At 54.7% G+C, this 21,827-nt stretch carries 21 protein-coding genes and 3 tRNA genes; 6 read left to right on the top strand and 18 right to left on the bottom strand.

Annotated elements, in window-relative coordinates; translation table 11 throughout:
• Nucleotides 1-148 precede the first annotated feature (148 nt).
• Nucleotides 149-901 carry a 2,3-diphosphoglycerate-dependent phosphoglycerate mutase gene (gpmA, locus tag MWH02_RS05400; protein WP_008109047.1) on the top strand — a complete coding sequence of 251 codons (753 nt, stop codon included), beginning with the start codon at nucleotides 149-151 and terminating at the stop codon, nucleotides 899-901.
• A gap of 61 nt (nucleotides 902-962) precedes the next feature.
• Here gpmA and aroG read toward each other — a convergent pair whose 3' ends face one another.
• Nucleotides 963-2,015, bottom strand: a complete 1,053-nt coding sequence (gene aroG, locus MWH02_RS05405; RefSeq protein WP_110865751.1) for a 3-deoxy-7-phosphoheptulonate synthase AroG — start codon at nucleotides 2,013-2,015, stop codon at nucleotides 963-965.
• Nucleotides 2,016-2,314: 299 nt separating this feature from the next.
• On the opposite strand from aroG, the gene MWH02_RS05410 reads away from it, so the two are divergent.
• The 4 genes from MWH02_RS05410 (at nucleotide 2,315) to zitB (ending at nucleotide 7,361) form a co-directional block, all read left to right on the top strand.
• On the top strand, nucleotides 2,315-2,671 hold the full coding sequence (locus MWH02_RS05410) for a YbgS-like family protein (RefSeq protein WP_192414256.1): 357 nt from the start codon (nucleotides 2,315-2,317) through the stop codon (nucleotides 2,669-2,671).
• Between the two features lie 103 nt (nucleotides 2,672-2,774).
• Nucleotides 2,775-3,359 (top strand): response regulator transcription factor, encoded by a 585-nt coding sequence (locus MWH02_RS05415; protein WP_110865750.1) that lies wholly within the window; start codon nucleotides 2,775-2,777, stop codon nucleotides 3,357-3,359.
• Nucleotides 3,341-6,427 (top strand): ATP-binding protein, encoded by a 3,087-nt coding sequence (locus MWH02_RS05420; RefSeq protein WP_271460042.1) that lies wholly within the window; start codon nucleotides 3,341-3,343, stop codon nucleotides 6,425-6,427. Before MWH02_RS05415 ends, MWH02_RS05420 begins: the two co-directional genes overlap by 19 nt.
• Nucleotides 6,396-7,361, top strand: a complete 966-nt coding sequence (gene zitB / locus MWH02_RS05425; RefSeq protein ID WP_101763201.1) for a CDF family zinc transporter ZitB — start codon at nucleotides 6,396-6,398, stop codon at nucleotides 7,359-7,361. Before MWH02_RS05420 ends, zitB begins: the two co-directional genes overlap by 32 nt.
• Here the strand turns inward: zitB and pnuC are convergent.
• The 3 genes from pnuC to MWH02_RS05440 form a co-directional block, all read right to left on the bottom strand.
• Complete coding sequence (gene pnuC / locus MWH02_RS05430; RefSeq protein ID WP_271460043.1) at nucleotides 7,355-8,077, bottom strand: nicotinamide riboside transporter PnuC; 723 nt, start codon at nucleotides 8,075-8,077, stop codon at nucleotides 7,355-7,357. The two genes, zitB and pnuC, sit on opposite strands and share 7 nt — an antisense overlap.
• Before the next feature lie 27 nt (nucleotides 8,078-8,104).
• Nucleotides 8,105-9,166, bottom strand: coding sequence for a quinolinate synthase NadA (gene nadA / locus MWH02_RS05435; RefSeq protein ID WP_271460044.1), 1,062 nt, complete (start codon nucleotides 9,164-9,166; stop codon nucleotides 8,105-8,107).
• 135 nt (nucleotides 9,167-9,301) lie between these two features.
• Nucleotides 9,302-9,808, bottom strand: coding sequence for a methylated-DNA--[protein]-cysteine S-methyltransferase (locus MWH02_RS05440; protein WP_192236622.1), 507 nt, complete (start codon nucleotides 9,806-9,808; stop codon nucleotides 9,302-9,304).
• A 158-nt stretch (nucleotides 9,809-9,966) separates the two neighbouring features.
• Here MWH02_RS05440 and MWH02_RS05445 point away from each other — a divergent pair, with 158 nt between their 5' ends.
• A complete protein-coding gene (locus MWH02_RS05445) occupies nucleotides 9,967-11,433 on the top strand; it encodes an AlkA N-terminal domain-containing protein (protein ID WP_271460045.1) in 1,467 nt (488 codons plus the stop codon).
• 362 nt (nucleotides 11,434-11,795) lie between these two features.
• On the opposite strand, the gene MWH02_RS05450 is transcribed toward MWH02_RS05445, so the two are convergent.
• The 14 genes from MWH02_RS05450 to cydA form a co-directional block, all read right to left on the bottom strand.
• A tRNA-Lys gene (locus MWH02_RS05450) sits at nucleotides 11,796-11,871 on the bottom strand.
• A 27-nt stretch (nucleotides 11,872-11,898) separates the two neighbouring features.
• Nucleotides 11,899-11,974, bottom strand: a tRNA-Lys gene (locus tag MWH02_RS05455).
• Nucleotides 11,975-12,027: 53 nt separating this feature from the next.
• Nucleotides 12,028-12,103 (bottom strand) — tRNA-Lys (locus tag MWH02_RS05460).
• A 166-nt stretch (nucleotides 12,104-12,269) separates the two neighbouring features.
• Nucleotides 12,270-13,064, bottom strand: a complete 795-nt coding sequence (gene cpoB / locus MWH02_RS05465) for a cell division protein CpoB (RefSeq protein WP_110865745.1) — start codon at nucleotides 13,062-13,064, stop codon at nucleotides 12,270-12,272.
• A 9-nt stretch (nucleotides 13,065-13,073) separates the two neighbouring features.
• Nucleotides 13,074-13,592 carry a peptidoglycan-associated lipoprotein Pal gene (gene pal, locus MWH02_RS05470; protein WP_101763207.1) on the bottom strand — a complete coding sequence of 173 codons (519 nt, stop codon included), beginning with the start codon at nucleotides 13,590-13,592 and terminating at the stop codon, nucleotides 13,074-13,076.
• Between the two features lie 64 nt (nucleotides 13,593-13,656).
• Nucleotides 13,657-14,952 carry a Tol-Pal system beta propeller repeat protein TolB gene (gene tolB, locus MWH02_RS05475; RefSeq protein WP_101763208.1) on the bottom strand — a complete coding sequence of 432 codons (1,296 nt, stop codon included), beginning with the start codon at nucleotides 14,950-14,952 and terminating at the stop codon, nucleotides 13,657-13,659.
• Between the two features lie 117 nt (nucleotides 14,953-15,069).
• Nucleotides 15,070-16,347, bottom strand: a complete 1,278-nt coding sequence (gene tolA / locus MWH02_RS05480; protein ID WP_222233144.1) for a cell envelope integrity protein TolA — start codon at nucleotides 16,345-16,347, stop codon at nucleotides 15,070-15,072.
• A gap of 26 nt (nucleotides 16,348-16,373) precedes the next feature.
• On the bottom strand, nucleotides 16,374-16,802 hold the full coding sequence (tolR, locus tag MWH02_RS05485) for a colicin uptake protein TolR (RefSeq protein ID WP_008107389.1): 429 nt from the start codon (nucleotides 16,800-16,802) through the stop codon (nucleotides 16,374-16,376).
• A gap of 13 nt (nucleotides 16,803-16,815) precedes the next feature.
• Nucleotides 16,816-17,502, bottom strand: a complete 687-nt coding sequence (gene tolQ / locus MWH02_RS05490; protein WP_101763210.1) for a Tol-Pal system protein TolQ — start codon at nucleotides 17,500-17,502, stop codon at nucleotides 16,816-16,818.
• Complete coding sequence (gene ybgC / locus MWH02_RS05495; protein WP_008107385.1) at nucleotides 17,499-17,903, bottom strand: tol-pal system-associated acyl-CoA thioesterase; 405 nt, start codon at nucleotides 17,901-17,903, stop codon at nucleotides 17,499-17,501. Before ybgC ends, tolQ begins: the two co-directional genes overlap by 4 nt.
• Nucleotides 17,904-18,101: 198 nt before the next feature.
• The gene (ybgE, locus tag MWH02_RS05500) at nucleotides 18,102-18,395 is read right to left on the bottom strand and encodes a cyd operon protein YbgE (RefSeq protein ID WP_110865743.1); all 294 of its coding nucleotides are present in this window, start codon (nucleotides 18,393-18,395) and stop codon (nucleotides 18,102-18,104) included.
• On the bottom strand, nucleotides 18,395-18,508 hold the full coding sequence (cydX, locus tag MWH02_RS05505; RefSeq protein ID WP_007890642.1) for a cytochrome bd-I oxidase subunit CydX: 114 nt from the start codon (nucleotides 18,506-18,508) through the stop codon (nucleotides 18,395-18,397). Before cydX ends, ybgE begins: the two co-directional genes overlap by 1 nt.
• 15 nt (nucleotides 18,509-18,523) lie before the next feature.
• A complete protein-coding gene (cydB, locus tag MWH02_RS05510; protein ID WP_101763212.1) occupies nucleotides 18,524-19,663 on the bottom strand; it encodes a cytochrome d ubiquinol oxidase subunit II in 1,140 nt (379 codons plus the stop codon).
• Nucleotides 19,664-19,674: 11 nt separating this feature from the next.
• Nucleotides 19,675-21,246, bottom strand: coding sequence for a cytochrome ubiquinol oxidase subunit I (gene cydA, locus MWH02_RS05515; RefSeq protein ID WP_101763213.1), 1,572 nt, complete (start codon nucleotides 21,244-21,246; stop codon nucleotides 19,675-19,677).
• Nucleotides 21,247-21,827: the final 581 nt, after the last annotated feature.

A 21,827-nucleotide genomic window follows, 5' to 3' on the forward strand; every position in this document is an offset into this window, starting at 1 on the left:
CACCGGATGAAAAACGCGCACTGCGCTGCCGACAGGCTTACGCCGTGCGTTGTTTTCCGCTATGGTATGGCGCTATTAGTGAGCCGCTTCTCAGTGGCCGCAGCCGGTTTCAATACTAATCGTAAATCGAGCATTAAGGAGTAAAGCTATGGCCGTAACTAAGCTGGTACTGGTGCGACACGGCGAAAGCCAGTGGAACCAGGAAAACCGCTTCACCGGATGGTACGACGTTGACCTGTCTGACAAAGGTCGCACTGAAGCCAAAGCAGCCGGTCAGCTGCTGAAGAAAGAAGGTTTCGTGTTTGATTTCGCTTACACCTCAGTGCTGAAGCGCGCTATTCACACCCTGTGGAATGTGCTGGATGAGTTGGATCAGGCTTGGCTGCCGGTTGAAAAAACCTGGCGTCTGAACGAGCGTCACTACGGTGCGCTGCAAGGTCTGGATAAAGCAGAAACCGCCGCTAAATACGGTGACGAGCAAGTGAAACAGTGGCGTCGTGGCTTTGCTATCACGCCACCAGAACTGGATCGCGCTGATGAGCGTTTCCCAGGCCACGATCCGCGTTACGCTTCACTGACTGACGCGCAGCTGCCAACCACCGAAAGCCTGGCGCTGACCATCGAACGCGTGATTCCTTACTGGAACGAAAGCATTCTGCCGCGCATTAAGAGCGGTGAGAAAGTGATCGTTGCTGCACACGGCAACTCACTGCGTGCGCTGGTTAAATACCTCGACAACCTGAGCGAAGACGAGATCCTCGAACTGAACATCCCAACTGGCGTGCCGTTGGTGTATGAGTTCGACGAGAACTTCAAGCCGCTCAAACGTTACTATCTGGGTGATGCTGATGAGATTGCTGCGAAAGCCGCAGCCGTAGCAAACCAGGGTAAAGCGAAGTAAGCGAACGCTGAAACGCAAAAAGGCCAGACGCAAGTCTGGCCTTTTTTATTGCCGCATTGGCTTAGCTGCGGCGCTGTTTGACCGCCTGAGCCAGCTGACGCAACGCCTTCTCAGTGTCTTCCCAGCCGATACAGGCATCTGTCACGCTCTGGCCGTACACCAGCGGTTTGCCGCTTTCGAGGCTCTGATTACCTTCCACCAGATGACTCTCGATCATCACGCCAGTAATCGCCTGCTCACCACCGGCAATTTGCTGTGCCACGTCGTCGGCAACCACCATCTGACGTTGGAACTGCTTGCTGCTATTAGCATGGCTGAAGTCGATCATCACTTGCGGACGCAAGCCTGCTTTCTCCAGACCGGTTTTCACGGCCGCCACGTGTTCGGCGCTGTAGTTCGGCTCTTTGCCGCCGCGCAGGATGATGTGGCAGTCTTCATTACCGCTGGTTTCGACAATCGCCGAGTGACCATATTTGGTGACTGACAGGAAGCAGTGTGGCGCGCTGGCCGCACCGATGGCGTCAATCGCCACTTTGATGGTGCCGTCGGTACCGTTTTTGAAGCCCACCGGGCAAGAGAGGCCGGAAGAGAGTTCGCGATGCACCTGCGATTCGGTGGTACGTGCGCCAATCGCGCCCCAGCTCATCAGGTCGGCCATATATTGTGGCGTGATCATATCGAGGAACTCACCGGCGGCTGGCAACCCGATATCGTTGATATCCACCAGCAGCTTGCGCGCCAGGCGCAGGCCGTCATTGATCTGGAAGCTGCCATCCATAAACGGGTCGTTGATCAGCCCTTTCCAGCCCACCGTGGTGCGCGGTTTTTCAAAGTAAACGCGCATCACCACTTCGAGATCGTCTTTCAGCTCATCACGCAGTGCCAGCAGGCGCGTCGCATACTCTTGCGCAGCCTGGGTATCGTGAATTGAGCACGGACCGATCACCACCAGCAGACGATCGTCTTCGCCATGCAGAATGCGGTGAATCGCCTGACGTGACTGCGCTACGGTTGCAGCCGCTTTATCGGTGGCGGGGAATTTTTCAAGCAAAGCAACAGGAGGCAGTAACTCTTTGATCTCTCTGATGCGTAAATCATCGTTCTGGTAATCCATACACAATTCCATTCAAATTTCTGGCCCAACGTCCGTCGGGCGCAACCCGCCCACTTTAGCCCTTCGCGCGGTGGGTGTAAATTACGCACCGCGCTTAAAATGTACATCTCAAATTTGCATTTATATATCCATGCACTAAGCTTTTTAAATGTAAGCACTAAGGAATGATGTGTTTGCAAAATTAAATTTTTAAGTGAAGCGTATAAGGTGGATTTTATTCCATCGCGGCACGCTATTTTCGTCACTCAACACCAGCGGGTGTTAGACGGCAACTATCCATTAATTACTGGAGCATAATGATGAATAAGTTTGCAATGATCTTTCTGACAGCAGCGATGACCATGGGTAGCGGTGCTGTAATGGCTGCGGATAACAACAATGGTGCGGCCAACGCTTCAGCTGAAGCCGGTGCAGCAGCTGGCGGTGCAAAACAAAATCTGCCACCTAATAATGTTGATAACAGCAAAATTAACAGCGGTAGCACCAATACCAACAGCGCAGCAACGTCAGGCACTGACTCAAGCAATATGTCAGCCAGCCAGGTGCACAAAAACAGCATGTGCAAAGACGGCAAATGCCCGGACATGAATAAAAAAGTCGACACTAAAGAGGGTGGCGGCCACGTGAAACATAAAACAGACGGTACTTCGCAATAAGTTTCCTTCTGTTTGATCAAGGGAGAGCTTCGGCTCTCCCTTTTATTTTGCCCCCCGCCCTTTTCCGCTATGCTGAAGCAATGAAATTCACAGGAACTGTTTCATGGCTTCATTGCTGCTTATTGATGATCACCCGTTAGTTGCCGTCGCACTGGAAGCGGCTTGCGTTAACGCTCCTATCACGTTGAACATTCACGCCGCTGGCGACGAAGCGCAGGCGCGCCAACTGCTTCAACAACATCCCATCGATTTAATTGTGCTGGATATCGGTTTACCCGATTGCGACGGACTCGAACTGCTGCGCCGGTTGCGCATGCGTAATCAGCACTGCCCGGTGTTGATCTATTCCGCGCAGCAGAGCCGCCACACGCTGCTCAGCGCCGTGTCGCTTGGCGCTGCCGGTTACGTGGTGAAAAGCCAAAGCATGGCGCAACTGCTGAGCGCGATTCTGGCGGTGCTCGGCGGCCAGCAGGCTTTTCCGCCGCTGCCGGAACGTATCGAACTGCCGTTAACCGAGAAAGAGCAGCAGATTGTAGCGCTGCTGGTGCGCGGCCTCTCGAATCTGCAGATTGGCGAACAGCTGCATATCAGCAATAAAACCGTTAGCACCCACAAGAAAAATATCCTGGAGAAAACCGGCGTACAGTCGGTGGTTGAGCTGGCTGAGCTGTGGAAAGCGCAGCAGTGAGGATCTGTTTGCTGCTGTGTACGCTGCTGCTGAGTGTGATGGCGAAAGCCGATCTGCAACCCGCCAGCAGCGTGATGTTACCCGCGATGATGCCAGCCCCACACGCCGAGCCGTGGCCTGGCGCAACGTTGCGCGTCGCGGTGCCGGCACAAAACAGCGCACCCTGGGCGATGCGTATTGGCGATCACCTCTGGGGCATCGACGCCGACTATCTCAGCGCCCTAAGCCAGTTGACCGGTACGCATTTCACGCTGCAAAGCTATGCCGATCGCGCGCAGCAACTGGCAGCCTTGCAGCGCGGCGAGGTGGATTTGGTGTTGAGTAATCAACATGCCCAGCTCCCATCCGGTGTGCTGCTCAGCGACAGCTGGTACAGCAGCCCGATTCGCATCTATCGTAACAGGGATAATCAGCGCGCGGTGATGTTCAATAGCGAAACCGCGCAGCTCACCATTGCCGAAGCGACGCTGGCGCAGTTGCCCACTGAATTTGTGCAGCAGCATCGCTGGCACACCTTGCCGGGCGATCTGCAGGCGCTGTATGCGCTGCTCAATCAGCAAAGCGATTATCTGGTCGCCGATGAAGCCAGCGCCGGTTTCTTGCTGGGCCAGCTGCAGCAAGGACAAATTTACCAAATCACTGCCGATCCTGGCGCGGGCGAATTAACGCTACGCGCAATGACGCGCAATGCCGCGCTGATCCACTGGCTTAACAGCCAGCTGCGCCTGCTGCCCGCCGAGTTCAGCAGTCGGGTCCAGCAGCGCTGGAGCCCGCCGCTGCTGCGTTATCAGGACACACAAACTCTGATGCTGTCGGCCAGCGAAAAGCAGTGGCTGGCGCAACATACTGAGATTCCGTATGCGGTTGAGGCGGATAACGCGCCCTGGAGTTATCGCGACAGCAGCGGCAACGCGCGCGGCTTCGGCATCGACATGCTGAACGCGCTGAGCCAAAGTACCGGCCTGCGTTTTACCCCGCGCTGGGTCAACAATCCGCAGCAGGCCGCCACGCTACTGCAGCAACAGCAGGTGATGCTCAACCTGTTGCAGCCGCTGTATGGCGACGATCCCGGCAGCAATACTTTGCCGGTATGGCGCGCCATTTGGGGCATTTACACGCTTGCCACGCATCAGCCAATGAACTGGCAATCGTTACAAGGCCAGCGCGTGGGCGTATTACGCGACGATCTCGCCATACGTTTGCTGCCGTCAGGTATTACGCCGCAGCCGTTCGACGATCGGACGCAGCTGTGGCAAGCGCTGAATAACGGTCAGATCGATGCGCTGGTAGATAACGTGCTCTCTGCCCGCTGGCGTATGGCGAGTCACGAAGATAATCGTGTGCATCTGGCGTTTGCTGCCAGCGATATCGCCTGGCCGCTGGCGCCGCAGGTCAGTGCTGAACAGCCTGAGCTGCGCGCCCTGCTCGACCATGCATTGCAGCAAATCCCGCCTGATACGCTCAACCAGATGCGCGTCAGCTGGTCACAGCCGCCGCAGCCCGGCACGACGATGGCGATGCGCAATATTCCGCTGATGATTTTGCTTGCGGCAGGCGTAATTATTCTGTTGCTGTTGGGCTTGCTGGCGCGTCGTTACTGGCAGCAGCGCCGTGACCGATTGCAGCGTGAGCAGGCCGAACGCGCCAATGCCGCCAAAAGCCAGTTTCTTGCCACTGCCAGCCACGAACTGCGCACGCCGATGCAGGCGATACTCGGTTTGCTGGAGCTGGAACAGCAGCAGCATCCGAGTGAACGGCTGGCGCTGATGCACAGCAGCGCGCGGTCGCTGATGGCGCTATTGAACGACTTGCAGGATCACGCGCGTATTGAGAGCCAGAGCTTCCGTCTGGCGCCGCGTCCGCTCAATCTGACGCTCTGGCTGCAGCAACAGCAGCAGTTTTATCATCCCTTAATGCGCGATGCCGGGCCGAACCTGATTGCCGAAGCCCTGACGCCGCTGCCTGCCAGCGTGTTGCTGGATGGCGATCGCCTGCAGCAGGTGGTGAATAATCTGGTGGCCAACGCCCTTAAGTTTACCCGCGAAGGCGAAGTGCGCCTGTCGCTGGCGGTCAGTGAGCACATCCAGCTTACGGTCACCGACACCGGCAGCGGCATCCCGCTTAACGAGCAGGCAAAACTGTTTGAGCCGTGGTATCAGGCGCCGTCCGGCAAAAGCCATGCGGTGCAAGGCAGCGGCTTAGGTTTGTTTATCTGTCGCGAGATTGTGCAACGAATGGGCGGTACGCTAACGCTCACTTCAGCACCGGGCAGCGGCACCACAGTCAGCGTGCAGTTGCCATTAGTCGTGAGCCAAGAGCCGTTAACCGAGCGCACAGCCAGCTGGCCTATTTACCCGCAGCTGCGCGTGGCGATTGTGGACGATCACCCGACCAATCTTTTGGTGATGCAGCAGCAGCTGGCGATGTTTGGCGTTGAGGCGCAGGTATTTGAAGAGGGCCGAGCGCTGCTGCGCGCCGATGCTCAGCGCGCCTTCGATATTCTGTTTATCGACCAGATGATGCCGCGCCCGGATGGTTTAACGCTGCTGCGTATTCTGCGCCGTCGTCAGCGCCAGCGCGGCAGCACCTCGCTGCGCGTGCTCTGCTCTGCAGATGTTCAGTTGCTGAAAATCGCCTTGCTGGATGACGAAGCTCTGCTGCTCAAACCCATTGAGCTCGATCATCTGGCACCGCTGCTGGCGCGCGCAGTAAAAGATCCATTGGATGTCTTGCCAAACAGCTTACTGATTCTGGCGCAGGATAATCAGGCATTTATTCCGCGCATCTGTCAAACCTTGCAGCGCACGCTGCAACAGGATCGGGATTTGCTGTTGAACGCGCGCGATACACAAAATTGGACGGCGCTGGAACAGGCTGCACACCGCATGAAGGGCAGCTGGTTGATGCTGGGCATTGATGAGGTAGCCGAGCGCTGTCAGCAGTTGATTGAGCAGGTTAAACAGCAGCAGTTGCCGCTTGATGATCTCAATTTACTGATATCATTAACAAACAGGTTACTTAAACAACTGGATAATTATGGCACACACGCATTCTCACGGGACCGCTAACGGCAACCGCAAACGACTGGCCGCGGCGTTTGGCGTAACGGCGCTGTTTATGGTGGCCGAAGTGATCGGCGGGCTGGTTTCTGGCTCGCTGGCGCTGCTGGCCGATGCCGGACATATGTTGACCGATGCCGCCGCGCTGCTGATGGCGTTACTCGCGGTGCAGTTTGCTCAGCGCAAGCCTAACGCGCGCCATACCTTCGGCTTGCTGCGTCTCACCACCTTAGCGGCGTTCGTCAACGCCATTGCGCTATTGGTGATTACGGTGCTGATTGTCTGGGAAGCGCTGCGTCGCTTCTATGAACCCCAGCCGATTGCCGGCGGATTGATGCTCGGCATCGCCATTGCCGGTTTGCTGGCCAATCTGCTGTCGTTCTGGCTGCTGCATCGCGGCAGCGAAGAGAAGAATCTCAACGTACGTGCGGCGGCATTGCATGTGCTGGGCGATTTGCTGGGTTCGGTCGGTGCGATTGTCGCGGCGGTGATCATCATGCTGACCGGCTGGACGCCAATCGACCCGATTTTGTCGCTGCTGGTGTCATTGCTGGTGGTACGTAGCGCCTGGTCGCTGCTGCGCGAGAGCCTGCATGAGTTGCTGGAAGGTGCGCCGGGCCATATCAACGCGGATAAACTGTCACGCGAGCTGACGCGCAATATCGATGAAGTACGTAACGTGCATCACGTTCATTTGTGGCAAGTGGGTGAAAAACCGGTGCTGACGCTGCATGTGCAGGTGATTCCGCCATACGATCATGACGGCCTGCTTAAGCGCATTCACCACTATTTGCATGAGCACTATCAGATTGCCCACGCCACGGTGCAGATGGAATATCAGCCGTGCAGCGGGCCGGACTGCGAGTTGTGTTTAGATAATAGCGCCGCGCAGCACGATCACCACGATCATGCTGCGCTGGAAGGTCACGCTCATCATCACTGATGGGACAGCGCGCGCGAGCCATGTTCGCGTGCGCTTTGCATCCACAGGCGCGAACCGTTAAGCGCAATCAGCGTCAGAATCGCGTACTCCAGTGACATGGCATATACGCCCTGACGCGCAAAGATCATCACGCTGATAACGTTGATCACCACCCAAAGCAGCCAGTTCTCAACATATTTTCGCGTCATCAAAATCATCGCCACAATCGACAGCACCATCATGCACGAATCCCAGAACGGGAACGCGTCAGGCTGCAGTTGCGGCATCGCCACGTTAAGCCCCAGACTCTGCATAATGCCGACCGCTGTTTTGGTCAGGAAAGCAAAGACCGGATCGATGTACACCGTCATCAGCGCAATCGCCACCACGCACGCCGCGCCCCAGCCCAATGCTTTCGGCAGCGGCAGCCAGCGAATTCTCAGCTCCGTTTCGTTGTTAGAGGTTTGCCGACTCCACGCGTACCAGCCGTAAACGTTGGCGACAAAGAAGAACAGTTGCAGCAACAAGCTGGCGTAAAGCTGAATCTGGAAGAAAATCACCGCGAACAGCGTGACGTTAATCAGCCCGAAAAAGTAGTTGATGATTTTCTCATGGCTGGCGAGCCAGATGCACAGCAGGCCCGCAAGGGTGCCAACGGCTTCGATCCATGAGAGATCGTAACCGCCAACGCCGAGCGGAATGTGAACCAGAATATTTTGCGTGCTAAAGAAGTCCATATTAGGTGCCTGTGTAACGGGAGCCCGTCATGCATTCCCTTTGATTTTAAGTTTAAGATCTGCAGCAAAGGATAGCATGCGGTTGAGCGGTAGCAACGCGGCCTCACGCAACGCGCTATCCACATGGATCTCATGCGCGCTGCCGCCACGCTCCAGTCCTTCGGCAATCGCTTTCAGGCCGTTCATCGCCATCCAAGGACAGTGCGCACAGCTGCGGCAGGTGGCGCCCTCGCCTGCGGTGGGCGCTTCCAGCAACTCTTTGTTCGGCACCGCCTGCTGCATTTTGTAGAAGATGCCGCGATCGGTGGCGACGATCATCTGCGGATGCGGCAAACTTTGCGCCGCCTGAATCAGCTGACTGGTGGATCCCACCGCATCAGCCAGATCGACAATCGCCTGCGGTGATTCAGGATGCACCAGCACCGCCGCATGCGGATAGAGCGCCTTCATGCGTTGCAAAGCCTGTGTTTTGAATTCGTCATGCACAATACAGGCGCCCTGCCAGCACAGCACATCCGCGCCGGATTTTTGGGTGACGTAGCGGCCGAGATGGCGATCCGGTGCCCAGATGATTTTCTCGCCGAGGCTGTCAAGATGCTCAATCAGCTCAACCGCGATGCTCGAGGTGACGACCCAATCCGCACGCGCTTTAACCGCCGCCGAGGTGTTGGCATACACCACCACAGTGCGATCGGGATGCTGATCGCAGAAGCGGTTAAATTCTTCAATTGGGCAACCGAGATCGAGCGAGCATTCCGCCTGCAAGGTGGGCATCAGCACGGTTTTTTCCGGGCTAAGGATTTTTGCGGTTTCACCCATAAAACGCACGCCCGCCACCAGCAAGATTTTAGCGGGATGGGTGCTGCCGAAACGCGCCATTTCCAGTGAGTCCGATACGCAGCCGCCGGTCTCTTCCGCCAGCGCCTGAATTTCGGGATCGGTGTAGTAATGCGCCACCATCACCGCATCGCGTTCTTTCAGCAAGCGTTTGATTTTGTTTTTGTAGTGGGCTTTTTCATCGTCGCTGAGACGTGCCGGTTTCGGCGGGAAAGGATAGATCGCGCTTTCAGGATCGAACATCAGGCTCATGACACGGCTCTCGTTTTCTCAATTTAACAAAATTGCCGGTTACGGCAATGATGCGGCATCAAAACCGCTATCGTGTTTTATATGCTAAACACGATAGCGGAATTGCGCGAGAGTGTCGTCTCTTTTTTGCGCGCTCTACAGCAACAATGCGCTGCTCAACGTTTTCTGCGGACTTTCCAGCTCCAGCAGGAAGGCTTTAACGGTGAGTCCGCCTGCAAAACCGGTGAGTTTGCCGTTGCTGCCAATCACGCGATGGCACGGCGCCATAATCGACAGCGGATTTTTACCGTTCGCTGCTCCCACGGCGCGCACCGCTTTCGGATTGCCGATCTGCTCGGCGATTTGCTGGTAGCTGCGCGTTTCTCCAAACGGGATGGTGAGCAGCGCCTGCCACACTTTTTTCTGGAACTCGGTGCCGACGGTGTCGTACGGCATATCAAACTGCTGACGCTCACCGGCGAAATATTCGCGCAGCTGGCGTTCGGCCTCACACAGAATCGGATGCTGATCGTTACGGTTAATCGGCTTCAACGGCACGCGCTGCGCCCCTTCGTTTTCCCACAGAATCGCCGACAATCCTTTATCGGTGGCAACAAGCGTGAGCTCACCAACGGGCGTCGCGATGATTTTGGCATGATACATGGTGCACCTCCGGCATATTCTCTGCTGGCGATTATCGCATTTCCGCCGCAGGAAACTGGCTGTTTTCGGTCATCAGCATAAACTGGTTAGCTGTCCGAAAGCAGCGAGTTTTCCTGTTCAGCTTGCGCGACCATGCCGTTTATTTGCCGGAGACGATGATGTTTGATACTGAAATTGCTTACCAGGCGCTGACGTCGCGCGATAGCCGCTTCGACGGGCTGTTTTTTGTTGGCGTGACATCTACCGGCATTTATTGCCGCCCCATTTGTCCAGTGAAAGCGCCGATGCAGAAGAACTGCCTGTTTTTTAGCAGCGCAGAGGCCGCCGAGAAAGCGCACTTCCGTCCGTGTTTACGCTGCCGTCCGGAACTGGCGCCCGGCTCTGCGCCGGTGGATAGCCATCACCGCATTGCCGATCGTTTGATTCGCCGCATCGAAGAGGGCTTGCTGGAAGAGCAGGAGACGCTGGCAGACATCGCTGGCGAGTTTGACCTCAGTGAACGTCAATTGCGTCGCGTGGTGCAGCAGGAGCTCGGCGTATCGCCTTTAGAGCTGCGTCAGACACGTCGTATGCTGCTAGCCAAGCAACTTTTGACAGAAACCTCTCTGCCAGTCACGGAAATTGCCTACGCCAGCGGCTTCCGCAGTTTGAGGCGCTTTAACGATGTGTTTCAGGCGCGCTATCGCATGACGCCCTCCCGCCTGCGTAAGCAGAATCAACCCGACGCCGTGAAAACCACGCAGGAGAGCGCCGAACTGCGCCTGAGTTATCGGCCGCCTTACGATTGGGATGCGATGCTCGATTTCCTGCAACAGCGCGTGATGAAGGAAGTGGAATGGGTGAACGAGGGTATGTATCACCGCACCGTGGCGCTGGGCAACTGTCGCGGCTGGGTGCGCGTGAGCCATGTTGCGGAGAAACAGTCGCTGAAGGTGCAATTCACTACGTCGCTGACGCCAGTGCTGCCCGCTTTGCTGCGTCGTCTGCGCGATCTATTTGATTTGGATGCGCAGCCACAGCGCATAGCAGAGCATTTAAGCCACGATCCGCTTTTAGCCGAGAGCTTATCGCGCTTTCCCGGCTTACGCGTTCCTGGTGCGTTTGACGGCTTTGAGTTGGGTGTGCGCGCGATACTCGGGCAGCAGGTTACCGTCAAAGCCGCAACCACGCTAAGCAGCCGAATGGCACAGCGCTTTGGTGAGCCGCTGGTGACGCCGTGGTCAGAACTTTCGCGTTTGCCGCCAAATGCGGAGTCGCTAGCGGCGGCGAGCATCGATGATATTGCCAGCCTGGGAATCGTCAGTGCGCGTTCACATGCCATTCAGGCGTTGGCGCAGGCCTGCGCTTCTGGCGCATTACGCTTTAACGGTGCGGTGAATCCGGACGTGGTTCAGCAGCAGTTACTGGCGCTGAAAGGCATAGGGCCGTGGACGGCAAGTTATATCGCCATGCGCGCACTGCGTTGGCCTGATGCGTTTCCCAAAGAGGATATTGCGATTCGTAATAATCTCGGCGGCGTGAGTGCCAAAGTGGCGGAGCAGTTATCGCAGGTTTGGCGGCCGTGGCGCAGCTATGCGGTGCTGCATATCTGGAAAAGTCTGACGCCGGTTAAGGTTAAAAAATAGATTGGGCTTAAAAGCTTGCCAACCAGCCGGAAGGACCGGGCGGTTCCGTAAAGTCGCCGTGGATACATCCCTGTAGGCTCTGCCGGCGCATCCATGCGCCGGAAGCTTTACTCCACCGCCCGGCCCTTCCGTCTTCGTCCAGCATGCGTGCGATTATTTCAAGCAACGACAAAGCATAAGGGCCAGAAAAGGCGGGAGCGGAGGAGCGAAGCGTCCGAGCCATGGATGGCGAGGCCGATCCACAGGGATGTGAGGTTTCTTCGCGATCCGCCCCGCCTTATCTGGCCGGTGCACCATCTCAAAGCAAATCCACCTAGCGTAGAAAAGCAAAAAGGCGCCTTTAGGGCGCCTTTCTACATAACTGGTGGGTCGTGCAGGATTCGAACCTGCGACCAATTGATTAAAAGTCAACTGCTCTACCAACTGAGCTAACGACCCGCTGTGGGGCTTACAACCTTTACTTGATGGTGGGTCGTGCAGGATTCGAACCTGCGACCAATTGATTAAAAGTCAACTGCTCTACCAACTGAGCTAACGACCCATCAAGGTTGTGAAGCTTACTGAAGAAATCATCTCACTTACAACGGGTTGAGATGGTGGGTCGTGCAGGATTCGAACCTGCGACCAATTGATTAAAAGTCAACTGCTCTACCAACTGAGCTAACGACCCATCTTCAGTGCTGCCGATACTTGTTAAGATATGTCCCGGCAACGGCGGCATATATTACTGATTTAGCGGGAGGGCGCAACCCTTATTTTCCACTAAATGTCTCAATTGCTTACCTTTCATGCTGTAAGACCAGAAATCACACGAAATCCGGTCTTTTAAGCACAAATTACAACCCGGCAAGGCGTTTTTGCGCCTGCTTAGCGGAATCACTATTTGGGAATTGTTTGATCACTTGCTGGAAGACAGCCTTGGCTTTCGCCGTGTCGTTCTTCTCTTGCATGATCACACCAACCTTAAACAGCGCTTCCGGGGCTTTTGGCGATTTCGCGTAATTTTTTACCACAGTGGCAAAATAATAGGCCGAATCGTCTTTTTTGCCCTTGTTGTAAAACAGCTGACCCAGCCAGTAATTGGCATTCGGCTGATAGGTAGAATCAGGATATTTCTTCACCCAAGCCTGCAGGGCAGTAATCGCCTGATCGTACTGCTTCTTCTCCAGAATCAGCGCAACCGCAGCATTGTAATCAGTGTTGGCATCGCCGGTTTGCGCTGGCGCAGCCGAACTGGCGCTGCTACCGCTATCCGCAGAAGCCGCAGCGCCCGCTGCAGCGGCATCAGCACCACCGCTCGCCTGCGCACCATTACTGCCGGAGCTAAGGCTGTCGATTTGCTGATAGAGCTGCTTCTGGCGCTCAATCACCTGATTAAGCTGATAGCTGTTTTGCTGGATTTGCCCGCGCAGCGAATCGATATCGCTTTGGTTGTCGCTCATCTGCTGCTGCAATTGCTGCAAAAGCTGAGCCTGGGCATTAGAGATACGTTCAAGAGTGGTGACACGGTCTTCGACCGAGCCTGAGCCAACGCTACTGATTGACGCCTGGGCATTAGCGGCCCCCAAAGGAGCCGCTAAACCAACCAGTAACGACAGACTCAACAGATGAAGTCTGAAGTTACTCATCATGATATTTTCTTAGTAAACCAGTACGGCACGACGGTTTTTAGCGTAAGCCGCTTCGTCATGACCCAGTACAGCTGGTTTTTCTTTACCGTAAGAAACGATAGACATCTGGTCAGCAGAAACGCCTTTGCCTTGCAGATACATCTTAACGGCGCTTGCACGACGCTCGCCCAGGGCGATGTTGTATTCTGGGGTACCGCGCTCATCCGCGTGACCTTCGATGGTCACTTTGTATGACGGGTTGCCACGCAGGAATGCAGCGTGCTGATCCAGCATCTGAGCGTAGTCAGAAGCCACGTCATACTTGTCCAGACCGAAGTAAACGATGTTGTTCTGCTGCAGCTGCTGCATCTGCAGGCGCGCTTGCTCATCAGAAGACATGTTACCGCCGTTCTGACCAGCACCGTAAGCACCGTCGTTAGCGCCCATGCCAGTCTGATCGTTGTTGTTGTTTTTGTGTGAGCTACATGCAGCTACTGCGATAACCGGCAGAGCCAGCATCAAACCCTTCAGCACTTTGTTCAGTTGCATTTCTTTATCCTATTATTTTGTTTGCCATACATTTTAATCCCCCGCCGTGCAGGGGACCTATGCATCACAGATACGGCGACCAGGCAGGGAATTTGACCTGTCCATCAGTTGCCGGAAGACGCGCTTTGAAACGCCCGTCGGTTGAAACCAATTGCAACACGGAACCCATCCCCTGAGTAGAGCTATAGATTACCATTGTGCCGTTTGGCGCCAGACTTGGCGTTTCATCCAGGAACGTGTCCGTTATTGTTTGAACGGCTCCCGTTACCAGATCCTGTTTGGCGACGTGCTGAGCGCCACCGGCGCTGCTGATCATCACCATAGTTTTGCCGTCGGTTGACACATCCGCGTCCTGGTTTTGCGCACCTTCCCAGGTAATACGTTGTGGCGCACCGCCGTTGATACCAACTTTATAAATCTGGGGCGCACCGGCCTGATCCGAGGTGTAAGCCAGTGTCTGGCTGTCCGGGAACCACGTTGGTTCAGTGCTGTTGTAGCGACCATCAGTCACCTGACGCGTCTGACCAGAAGCCAGATCCATCACATACAGGTTCAGGCTACCGGTTTTCGACAGCGCGAAGGCGAGTTTAGAACCGTCTGGTGAGAAGGCTGGCGCACCGTTATGACGCGGATAAGAAGCCACCTGACGGATTGCACCGTTAGACAACGTCTGAACCACCAGCGCAGATTTGCCACTTTCGAAGGTCACGTAAGCCACTTTGCTGCCATCTGGCGACCAGGCCGGAGACATCAATGGCTGCGGTGAACGGTGAACCACAAACTGGTTGTAGCCATCGTAATCCGACACGCGCAACTCATACGGGAACTGACCGCCATTGGTCTGCACCACATAGGCAATGCGGGTACGGAATGCGCCTTTGATGCCGGTCAGCTTTTCGAACACTTCGTCACTGGCGGTGTGCGCTGCGTAACGCAGCCACTGCTTAGTCACTTTATAAGAGTTCTGCGCCAGCACGGTGCCTGGCGCGCCGCCGGTGTCCACCAGCTGATAGGCAACTTGATAGCTGCCGTCAGCGTTAGGCGTTACCTGACCAACCACAACCGCATCAATACCCAATGCGCTCCATGCGGCAGGTTGAACTTCCTGCGCGCTGGCTGGCTGTTGTGGCAGACGAGAACGATCGAGCGGATTGAATTTACCGCTGTTACGTAAGTCAGCAGAAACGATCCCGCCGATGTCTTCTGGTGCCGCACCTGGGCCAGCCCATTGGAACGGGACCACACCAATAGGACGTGCGGTGTTAACGCCCTGCGTAATTTCAATACGGACTTCTGCATGAAGCATTGCTGCCCACAGCAGTACAAAAAAACCTAAGGTTACACGAAGTGCCTGCTTCATTTTTTCTCCCTTACCTGAACCAGAGGTTCATGATAATTCGCACAGTTCCTGAAAAACACGAGTACTCATAGAGTATGGCAAGCTAACCTTAGTTCAACCTGCCGTACGTTACTGCATTTACTGAGGCTTGAAATCCAGAGGTGCATTCTTAAACACCTGATAGACATCCTGGCTTGGAGGCTTAGGAATACGAGCCTGTTTAGCAGCCGCTACCGCAGCTTGGCACAATGCAGGATCTCCACCTTCAGACTTAATCCCTGCCAATGTACCATCCGGCATTAGCTGGAGACGCAAAGTACAAGTTCGGCCTTTGAAGCTTTCCCAATCATAAAATTTACTTTTGATTGCAGCCTGAATCTGACCAGCATAATTACTAATATCCGCACCAGAAGCCCCGGATTTCTTCTGATTGCCCTGCCCTGCAGCGCCACCCGATGCGGTGCCGCTTTTCGGTGCATTCTTACCAGAAGATAAACCCCCTAACAGGTCATCAACCGCATTTTCGTTCTTCGCAGCTTCAGCGGCGGCTTTTTTGGCATCCGCAGCCGCTTTCGCTTTTGCATCCGCTTTGGCCTTAGCAGCCGCATCGGCCTTGGCTTTCGCCTCGGCAGCAGCCTTCTCTTTGGCTTCTGCTGCGGCTTTTTCCTTCGCCTCAGCAGCCGCTTGCTCTTTAGCCTCTTTGGCTTCCTGAGCCGCTTTCGCCTTGGCATCGGCAGCAGCCTGCGCTTTGGCTTCAGCGTCCGCTTTGGCTTTCGATTCTGCGGCCGCTTTTGCCTGCTGCGCCGCTTTCTCTTTCGCTGCTTCAGCGGCAGCGGCTTTCGCCTGCTCTTCTGCTTTCTTCTTCGCGTCAGCTGCGGCTTGCTTGGCTTCTTCTACCGCTTTGGCTTTGGCGTCAGCCGCTGCTTTTGCCTGCGCATCAGCTTCCGCTTTGGCATCAGCCTTGGCTTTCGCTGCGGCGGCTTCGGCAGTTTTCTGCTGTTCCTGGGCTTGCTTAGCGGCGGCTTCAGCGGCTTTCTGCTGCTCGGCCTGCTGCTTCGCCTGCTCTTTGGCTTCCTGCTGGGCCTGCAAGCGCTCTTTTTCCATCTCTTTCAGGCGCTGCTGCTCAGCAGCTTGTTTCTGCTGTAACTCTTCGGCCTGCTGCTGCGACTGCTTCTGACGCTGCTGCTCGGCGCGCTGACTGTCTCGTTGCTGATTCTGCTGGCGGTTATACTGCTCAACCACGGCGCCGGAATCGACCATCACTGCGTCAATATCACTGCCACCGCCACCGCCGCTGGATTCGATTTTTTCGTTAAACGAGCTCCAAATCAGTAAGGCGATCAGCACGATGTGCAGAATCACCGAAACGATTATCGCGCGCTTTAACTTGTCGTTCTGCTCGGTTGCCTTCGACACACTCGGTTCCCAAAAAACGGTTCGCTTTAAATCGGCTGCGTCATCAAACCGACAGATTTCACGCCTGCCTGATGTAACAGGTTCAGCGCCTTGATGATTTCGTCGTAAGGGACGTCTTTCGCACCGCCGATCAGGAAGACCGTTTTCGGATTGGCTTCAATCCGGCGCTGCGCTTCGCTCACCACCTGCTCCGGCGGTAACTGCGTCATACGATCGTGATCCACCACCAGGCTGTACTGGCCAACACCAGACACTTCAACAATCACCGGTGGATTATCATCAGTTGAGACGGTTTTTGAATCTGTCGCATCCGGCAGATCCACTTCCACGCTCTGGGTAATAATCGGCGCGGTTGCCATAAAGATGAGCAGCAACACCAACAGCACGTCCAGCAGTGGAACAATGTTGATTTCCGACTTAAGGTCGCGTTTACCGCGACCACGGGTTCTGGCCATCGTAAACCTCGACTTACTTCGTGTTGTCGGTGGAGAAAGCCTGACGATGCAGGATAGCCGTGAACTCTTCCATGAAGTTGTCGTAGCCCTGTTCCAGCTTGTTAACGCGCTGGTTCAGACGGTTATACGCCATAACGGCAGGAATGGCCGCAAACAGACCGATTGCGGTCGCGATCAACGCTTCGGCAATACCCGGTGCAACCATCTGCAGCGTGGCCTGTTTTACCGCACCGAGGGCGATAAAGGCGTGCATGATCCCCCACACCGTACCAAACAGACCGATATACGGACTGATGGAGCCAACGGTGCCAAGGAAAGGAATGTGAGTTTCCAGCGTTTCCAGTTCACGATTGAAGGAGATACGCATCGCACGGCTCGCGCCCTCAACGACCGCTTCTGGCGCATGGTTGTTAGCACGATGCAAACGCGCAAACTCTTTGAAACCCGAATAGAAAATTTGCTCAGATCCGCTCAGTTCATCGCGGCGTCCCTGGCTTTCCTGATACAGGCGTGACAGCTCGATACCCGACCAGAACTTATCTTCAAACGCTTCGGCTTCGCGCCCCGCCGCATTCAAAATGCGCGTACGCTGAATAATGATCGCCCATGAGGCAATAGAAAAGCCGATCAAAATCAACATGATAAGTTTGACCAGAAGGCTCGCCTTCAGGAACAAATCAAGAACATTCATGTCAGTCACTGCTTGAACTCCGCGACAATAGACTTGGGAAGCGCAATTGGCTTCATTAGATGTGGGTTGATGCAGGCAATCAGGACTTCTGCTTCATTTAGCACTTTGCCTTCTGCATTCACGATACGCTGCGAGAACGTCATCGTTGCACGCGTCATTGAGGTCACTTCTGTTTGAATTTCCAAAAGATCGTCCAGACGTGCAGCCGCAACAAAATCGATCGTCATGCGTCGTACCACAAAAGCCACCTGCTCTTCCAACAGGACCTGCTGATTGAAATGGTGCTGGCGCAACATTTCGGTACGTGCTCGTTCATAGAAAGCAAGATAACTGGCGTGGTAAACCACACCACCGGCATCGGTGTCTTCGTAATAGACACGAACCGGCCAGCGAAACAGCGTTGTACTCACTCTACATCCCGGTCTCATTTTAAACGTTGCTACTATACGCAAGAGAGATCGGCTTGGGAATGGTCCGCTGACGCCGCGAGAAAATAATTATCACAGGTTAACAACTGGAAGGATTTATAGGATGTTTCTTGACCGGACGCTGACAAAACCTCACGTCAGCGTTTGAAATTGCGGCGTTTTTAAGTCCTGAGCCTGGACTTAATAGTAGAACCAGAAAATTCCTGCCACTAAAAGTATCATCGCGGGCAACGGCGAGAAGAGCGCTTGCCAGCGCAGGCGCTGAGGGCGAAATCCGGTGCCGTGAATCACGCCGGTACAAACGGCCCAAATCAGCAGCATTCCATGCCATATCGCTAAATCACTGGTACGCGCGGCAAAGCGTGAAGGCTGCCAAATGACACAGCCCGCCAGCCACAGCGCGAGGATTAGCGAAAGGGCCCGAAGCGGGCCCTTGTCCATCAGACGATAAAGAGTCTGAATCAGTGTGCGCATCAGACTTGCTCGTCCTTCGCGCTGCTCTCTTCAACGTGCTCCAGCGCCAGCGCCGTAATCACACCGAACGCACAGGCCAGCAAGGTGCCAAGAATCCAGGCAAAATACCACATGCTCAATCTCCTTAATCAGTACAGGGAGTGCGTATTGCTCTCAATGTGTTCTTTGGTGATACGGCCAAACATCTTGTAATAACACCAGGCGGTGTACGCCAGGATAATCGGTACAAAGATGATGGCGGCAATGGTCATCACTTTCAGCGTCAGCAGGCTAGACGTGGCATCCCACATGGTCAGGCTGATGCCCGGCACGGTGCTGGATGGCATGATGAAGGGGAACATCGCAATCCCGGCCGTCATAATCACGCAAGCCAAAGTCAATGAAGACGAGATAAACGCCAGAGCGCCCTTCTCGATACGCGAGCAGAGAATGGTCAGCAGCGGCAACACCACGCCCAACAGCGGGAACAGCCACAGTACTGGCATCTGATCGAAGTTCACCATCCACGCACCGGCTTCACGCACCACATCTTTACCCAACGGGTTGGATGCCGCGTGATGATCGATAACGCTTTTCAGCACATAACCGTCGATGCCGTATTTCACCCACACACCCGCGAGAATGAAGCACACCATCATTACCAGCGCCGAGATTTGCGCGGTGCTGCGGCTGCGGACGTGCAGTTCACCGGCAGTACGCATCTGCAGATAGGTTGCGCCCTGCGTCAGGATCATCGCCACACTCACCACGCCCGCCAGCAAGCCAAACGGGTTCAGCAACTGGAAGAAATTGCCGGTATAGAAGAGGCGCAGATATTCGTCAGCATGGAACGGCACCCCTTGCAGCAGGTTGCCGAACGCCACACCAATCACCAGCGGCGGAACAAAGCTGCCGATGAAAATGCCCCAATCCCACATGCCGCGCCAGCGCATATCTTCAATCTTTGAACGGTAATCAAATCCAACCGGACGGAAGAACAGTGAAGCCAGCACCAGAATCATCGCCACGTAGAAGCCGGAGAACGCGGCGGCATATACCATTGGCCAGGCGGCAAACAGCGCGCCACCGGCAGTGATCAGCCAAACCTGGTTTCCGTCCCAGTGCGGCGCAATGGTATTGATCATGATGCGACGTTCGGTATCAGTACGACCCAGAATGCGCGTCAGCATACCAACGCCCATATCAAAGCCATCGGTGACTGCGAAACCGATCAGCAACACGCCAATCAGCAGCCACCAGACAAAGCGCAATACTTCGTAATCAAACATGGTCGCTCTCCTTATCCACGCGCCGGCTGAGATGATGTCTTCAGCGTTTCATGATGATAGCGGCCGGTTTTCAGGCTGCTTGGACCGAGGCGCGCGAACTTGAACATCAGGTACATTTCCGCCACAAGGAACAAGGTGTAGAGACCGCAAATCAGCGTCATTGAGAACAGCAGATCGCCAACGGTCAATGAGGAGTTAGCGACCGCGGTTGGCAGCACCTCACCAATTGCCCACGGCTGGCGACCATACTCAGCAACGAACCAACCCGCTTCAATCGCAATCCACGGTAACGGAATGCCGTACAACGCGGCTTTCAGTAACCAGCGAGACTTACCGATGCGGTTACGAATCACGCTCCAGAAGGAGAGCGCAATAATGCCCAGCATCAGCACACCGCCCAGCACCATGATGCGGAAGGCGAAGTACAGTGGCGCAACGCGTGGGATCGAATCCTGTGTCGCTTTCTGAATCTGCTCTTCGCTGGCGTTAGCCACATCCGGCGTATAGCGCTTCAGCAGCAGGCCATAACCGAGATCCTGTTTGCTGGCTTCAAACTGGCTGCGCACCTCAGGATCTTTGCTGCCACCACGCAGTTCGTTCAGCAGCGCGTAGGCTTTCATGCCATTACGAATACGCACTTCATGTTGTGCCAGCAGCTCTTTCAAACCGGTGACCGGCGTATCCACTGAACGCGTGGCGATCAGGCCGAGCAGATACGGAATCTGAATCGCATATTTGTTCTCCTGCGTCTCCTGATCCGGAATACCAAACAGCGTAAATGCAGCCGGAGCCGGTTGGGTTTCCCATTCCGCTTCAATTGCCGCCAGTTTGGTTTTCTGCACGTCACCGATTTCATAACCGGATTCGTCACCCAGTACGATCACTGACAGAATCGCCGCCATACCGAAACTGGCTGCGATGGCGAAAGAGCGTTTAGCGAAAGCAATGTCGCGCCCTTTCAGCAGATACCATGCGCTGATACCAAGGATGAACATCGCGCCCGTGGTGTAACCGGCGGCCACGGTATGGACAAACTTCACCTGCGCAACCGGGTTCAGCACCAGCTCGGAGAAACTCAACATCTCCATACGCATGGTTTCGAAATTGAATTCCGATGCAATGGGGTTTTGCATCCAGCCGTTCGCCACCAGAATCCACAGCGCGGACATGTTCGAACCGAGCGCCACCAGCCAGGTCACCGCAAGGTGTTGCACCTTACCGAGGCGATCCCAGCCGAAGAAGAACAGGCCAACAAAGGTGGATTCGAGGAAGAACGCCATTAAACCTTCGATGGCGAGCGGCGCACCGAAGATATCGCCGACATAGTGTGAATAATATGACCAGTTGGTACCGAACTGGAATTCCATGGTCAGGCCGGTAGCCACGCCGAGTGCAAAGTTAATACCAAACAACTTGCCCCAGAACTTGGTCATATCTTTATAAATTTGTTTCCCCGTCAGGACATATACCGTTTCCATGATCGCCAATAAAAACGCCATACCCAGCGTTAATGGCACGAACAGGAAATGGTACATCGCCGTCAGGGCAAACTGTAAACGCGACAGCTCGACAATATCTAACATGATGACTCCTTGCTCCTCGCATGAACTTCCCCTGCGGATGACAACGGCAAACAACAGACATTGACGCGCAGAACAAGATTCAGGAACGACTGATTATTGATTCCAGTTTTGTTACTGATAGAACAGAGAAAGCTGTTGCCCGAAGAGAGCGAGTAACAGTGATAAAATTCCCTTAAAAACCGATCTTTTCAGTCAATTTAAAGCAGGAGTAACACGAGGAGGCGGCAGAATTGATATAACAACGCCTGGCACAAACTCCTGATAAATTATGACGAAGACTGAATTGATGCAGCGCAATTTATACCGGTTAGTCGGCCTTTTGCTAGCGGTAAAGTTTCCTATAAGTCGCCAATTATTGATCTAGATTAAGACAATAAATTTCCGGGTATGTAGTGTTAAAGTGGTTGTTAATTAGATGTCACAACATCATCATATTATTAAGAATATAATTACCTTTTCCGCAATTATTTAACCTCATTTTGGAAAGTCGCACGCCATTTGCTTGACAAAAATCCAGCGCCTTTTCCCTTCTTTACCTTGATGACAGAGTAAGCATAGCCGCAATTTTTTGAAGCCGTTGC

Origin of the sequence: Pantoea leporis (assembly GCF_028048155.1) — a bacterium.
Taxonomy (GTDB): domain Bacteria; phylum Pseudomonadota; class Gammaproteobacteria; order Enterobacterales; family Enterobacteriaceae; genus Pantoea; species Pantoea leporis.

Bases quoted from the DNA above. Each gene is read 5' to 3' on its own strand.
- gpmA (WP_008109047.1), top strand. From the start codon at position 149: ATGGCCGTAACTAAGCTGGTACTGGTGCGACACGGCGAAAGCCAGTGG.
- aroG (WP_110865751.1), bottom strand. From the start codon at position 2,015: ATGGATTACCAGAACGATGATTTACGCATCAGAGAGATCAAAGAGTTA.
- MWH02_RS05410 (WP_192414256.1), top strand. From the start codon at position 2,315: ATGAATAAGTTTGCAATGATCTTTCTGACAGCAGCGATGACCATGGGT.
- MWH02_RS05415 (WP_110865750.1), top strand. From the start codon at position 2,775: ATGGCTTCATTGCTGCTTATTGATGATCACCCGTTAGTTGCCGTCGCA.
- zitB (WP_101763201.1), top strand. From the start codon at position 6,396: ATGGCACACACGCATTCTCACGGGACCGCTAACGGCAACCGCAAACGA.
- pnuC (WP_271460043.1), bottom strand. From the start codon at position 8,077: ATGGACTTCTTTAGCACGCAAAATATTCTGGTTCACATTCCGCTCGGC.
- nadA (WP_271460044.1), bottom strand. From the start codon at position 9,166: ATGAGCCTGATGTTCGATCCTGAAAGCGCGATCTATCCTTTCCCGCCG.
- MWH02_RS05440 (WP_192236622.1), bottom strand. From the start codon at position 9,808: ATGTATCATGCCAAAATCATCGCGACGCCCGTTGGTGAGCTCACGCTT.
- MWH02_RS05445 (WP_271460045.1), top strand. From the start codon at position 9,967: ATGTTTGATACTGAAATTGCTTACCAGGCGCTGACGTCGCGCGATAGC.
- cpoB (WP_110865745.1), bottom strand. From the start codon at position 13,064: ATGATGAGTAACTTCAGACTTCATCTGTTGAGTCTGTCGTTACTGGTT.
- pal (WP_101763207.1), bottom strand. From the start codon at position 13,592: ATGCAACTGAACAAAGTGCTGAAGGGTTTGATGCTGGCTCTGCCGGTT.
- tolB (WP_101763208.1), bottom strand. From the start codon at position 14,952: ATGAAGCAGGCACTTCGTGTAACCTTAGGTTTTTTTGTACTGCTGTGG.
- tolR (WP_008107389.1), bottom strand. From the start codon at position 16,802: ATGGCCAGAACCCGTGGTCGCGGTAAACGCGACCTTAAGTCGGAAATC.
- ybgE (WP_110865743.1), bottom strand. From the start codon at position 18,395: ATGCGCACACTGATTCAGACTCTTTATCGTCTGATGGACAAGGGCCCG.
- cydX (WP_007890642.1), bottom strand. From the start codon at position 18,508: ATGTGGTATTTTGCCTGGATTCTTGGCACCTTGCTGGCCTGTGCGTTC.
- cydB (WP_101763212.1), bottom strand. From the start codon at position 19,663: ATGTTTGATTACGAAGTATTGCGCTTTGTCTGGTGGCTGCTGATTGGC.
- cydA (WP_101763213.1), bottom strand. From the start codon at position 21,246: ATGTTAGATATTGTCGAGCTGTCGCGTTTACAGTTTGCCCTGACGGCG.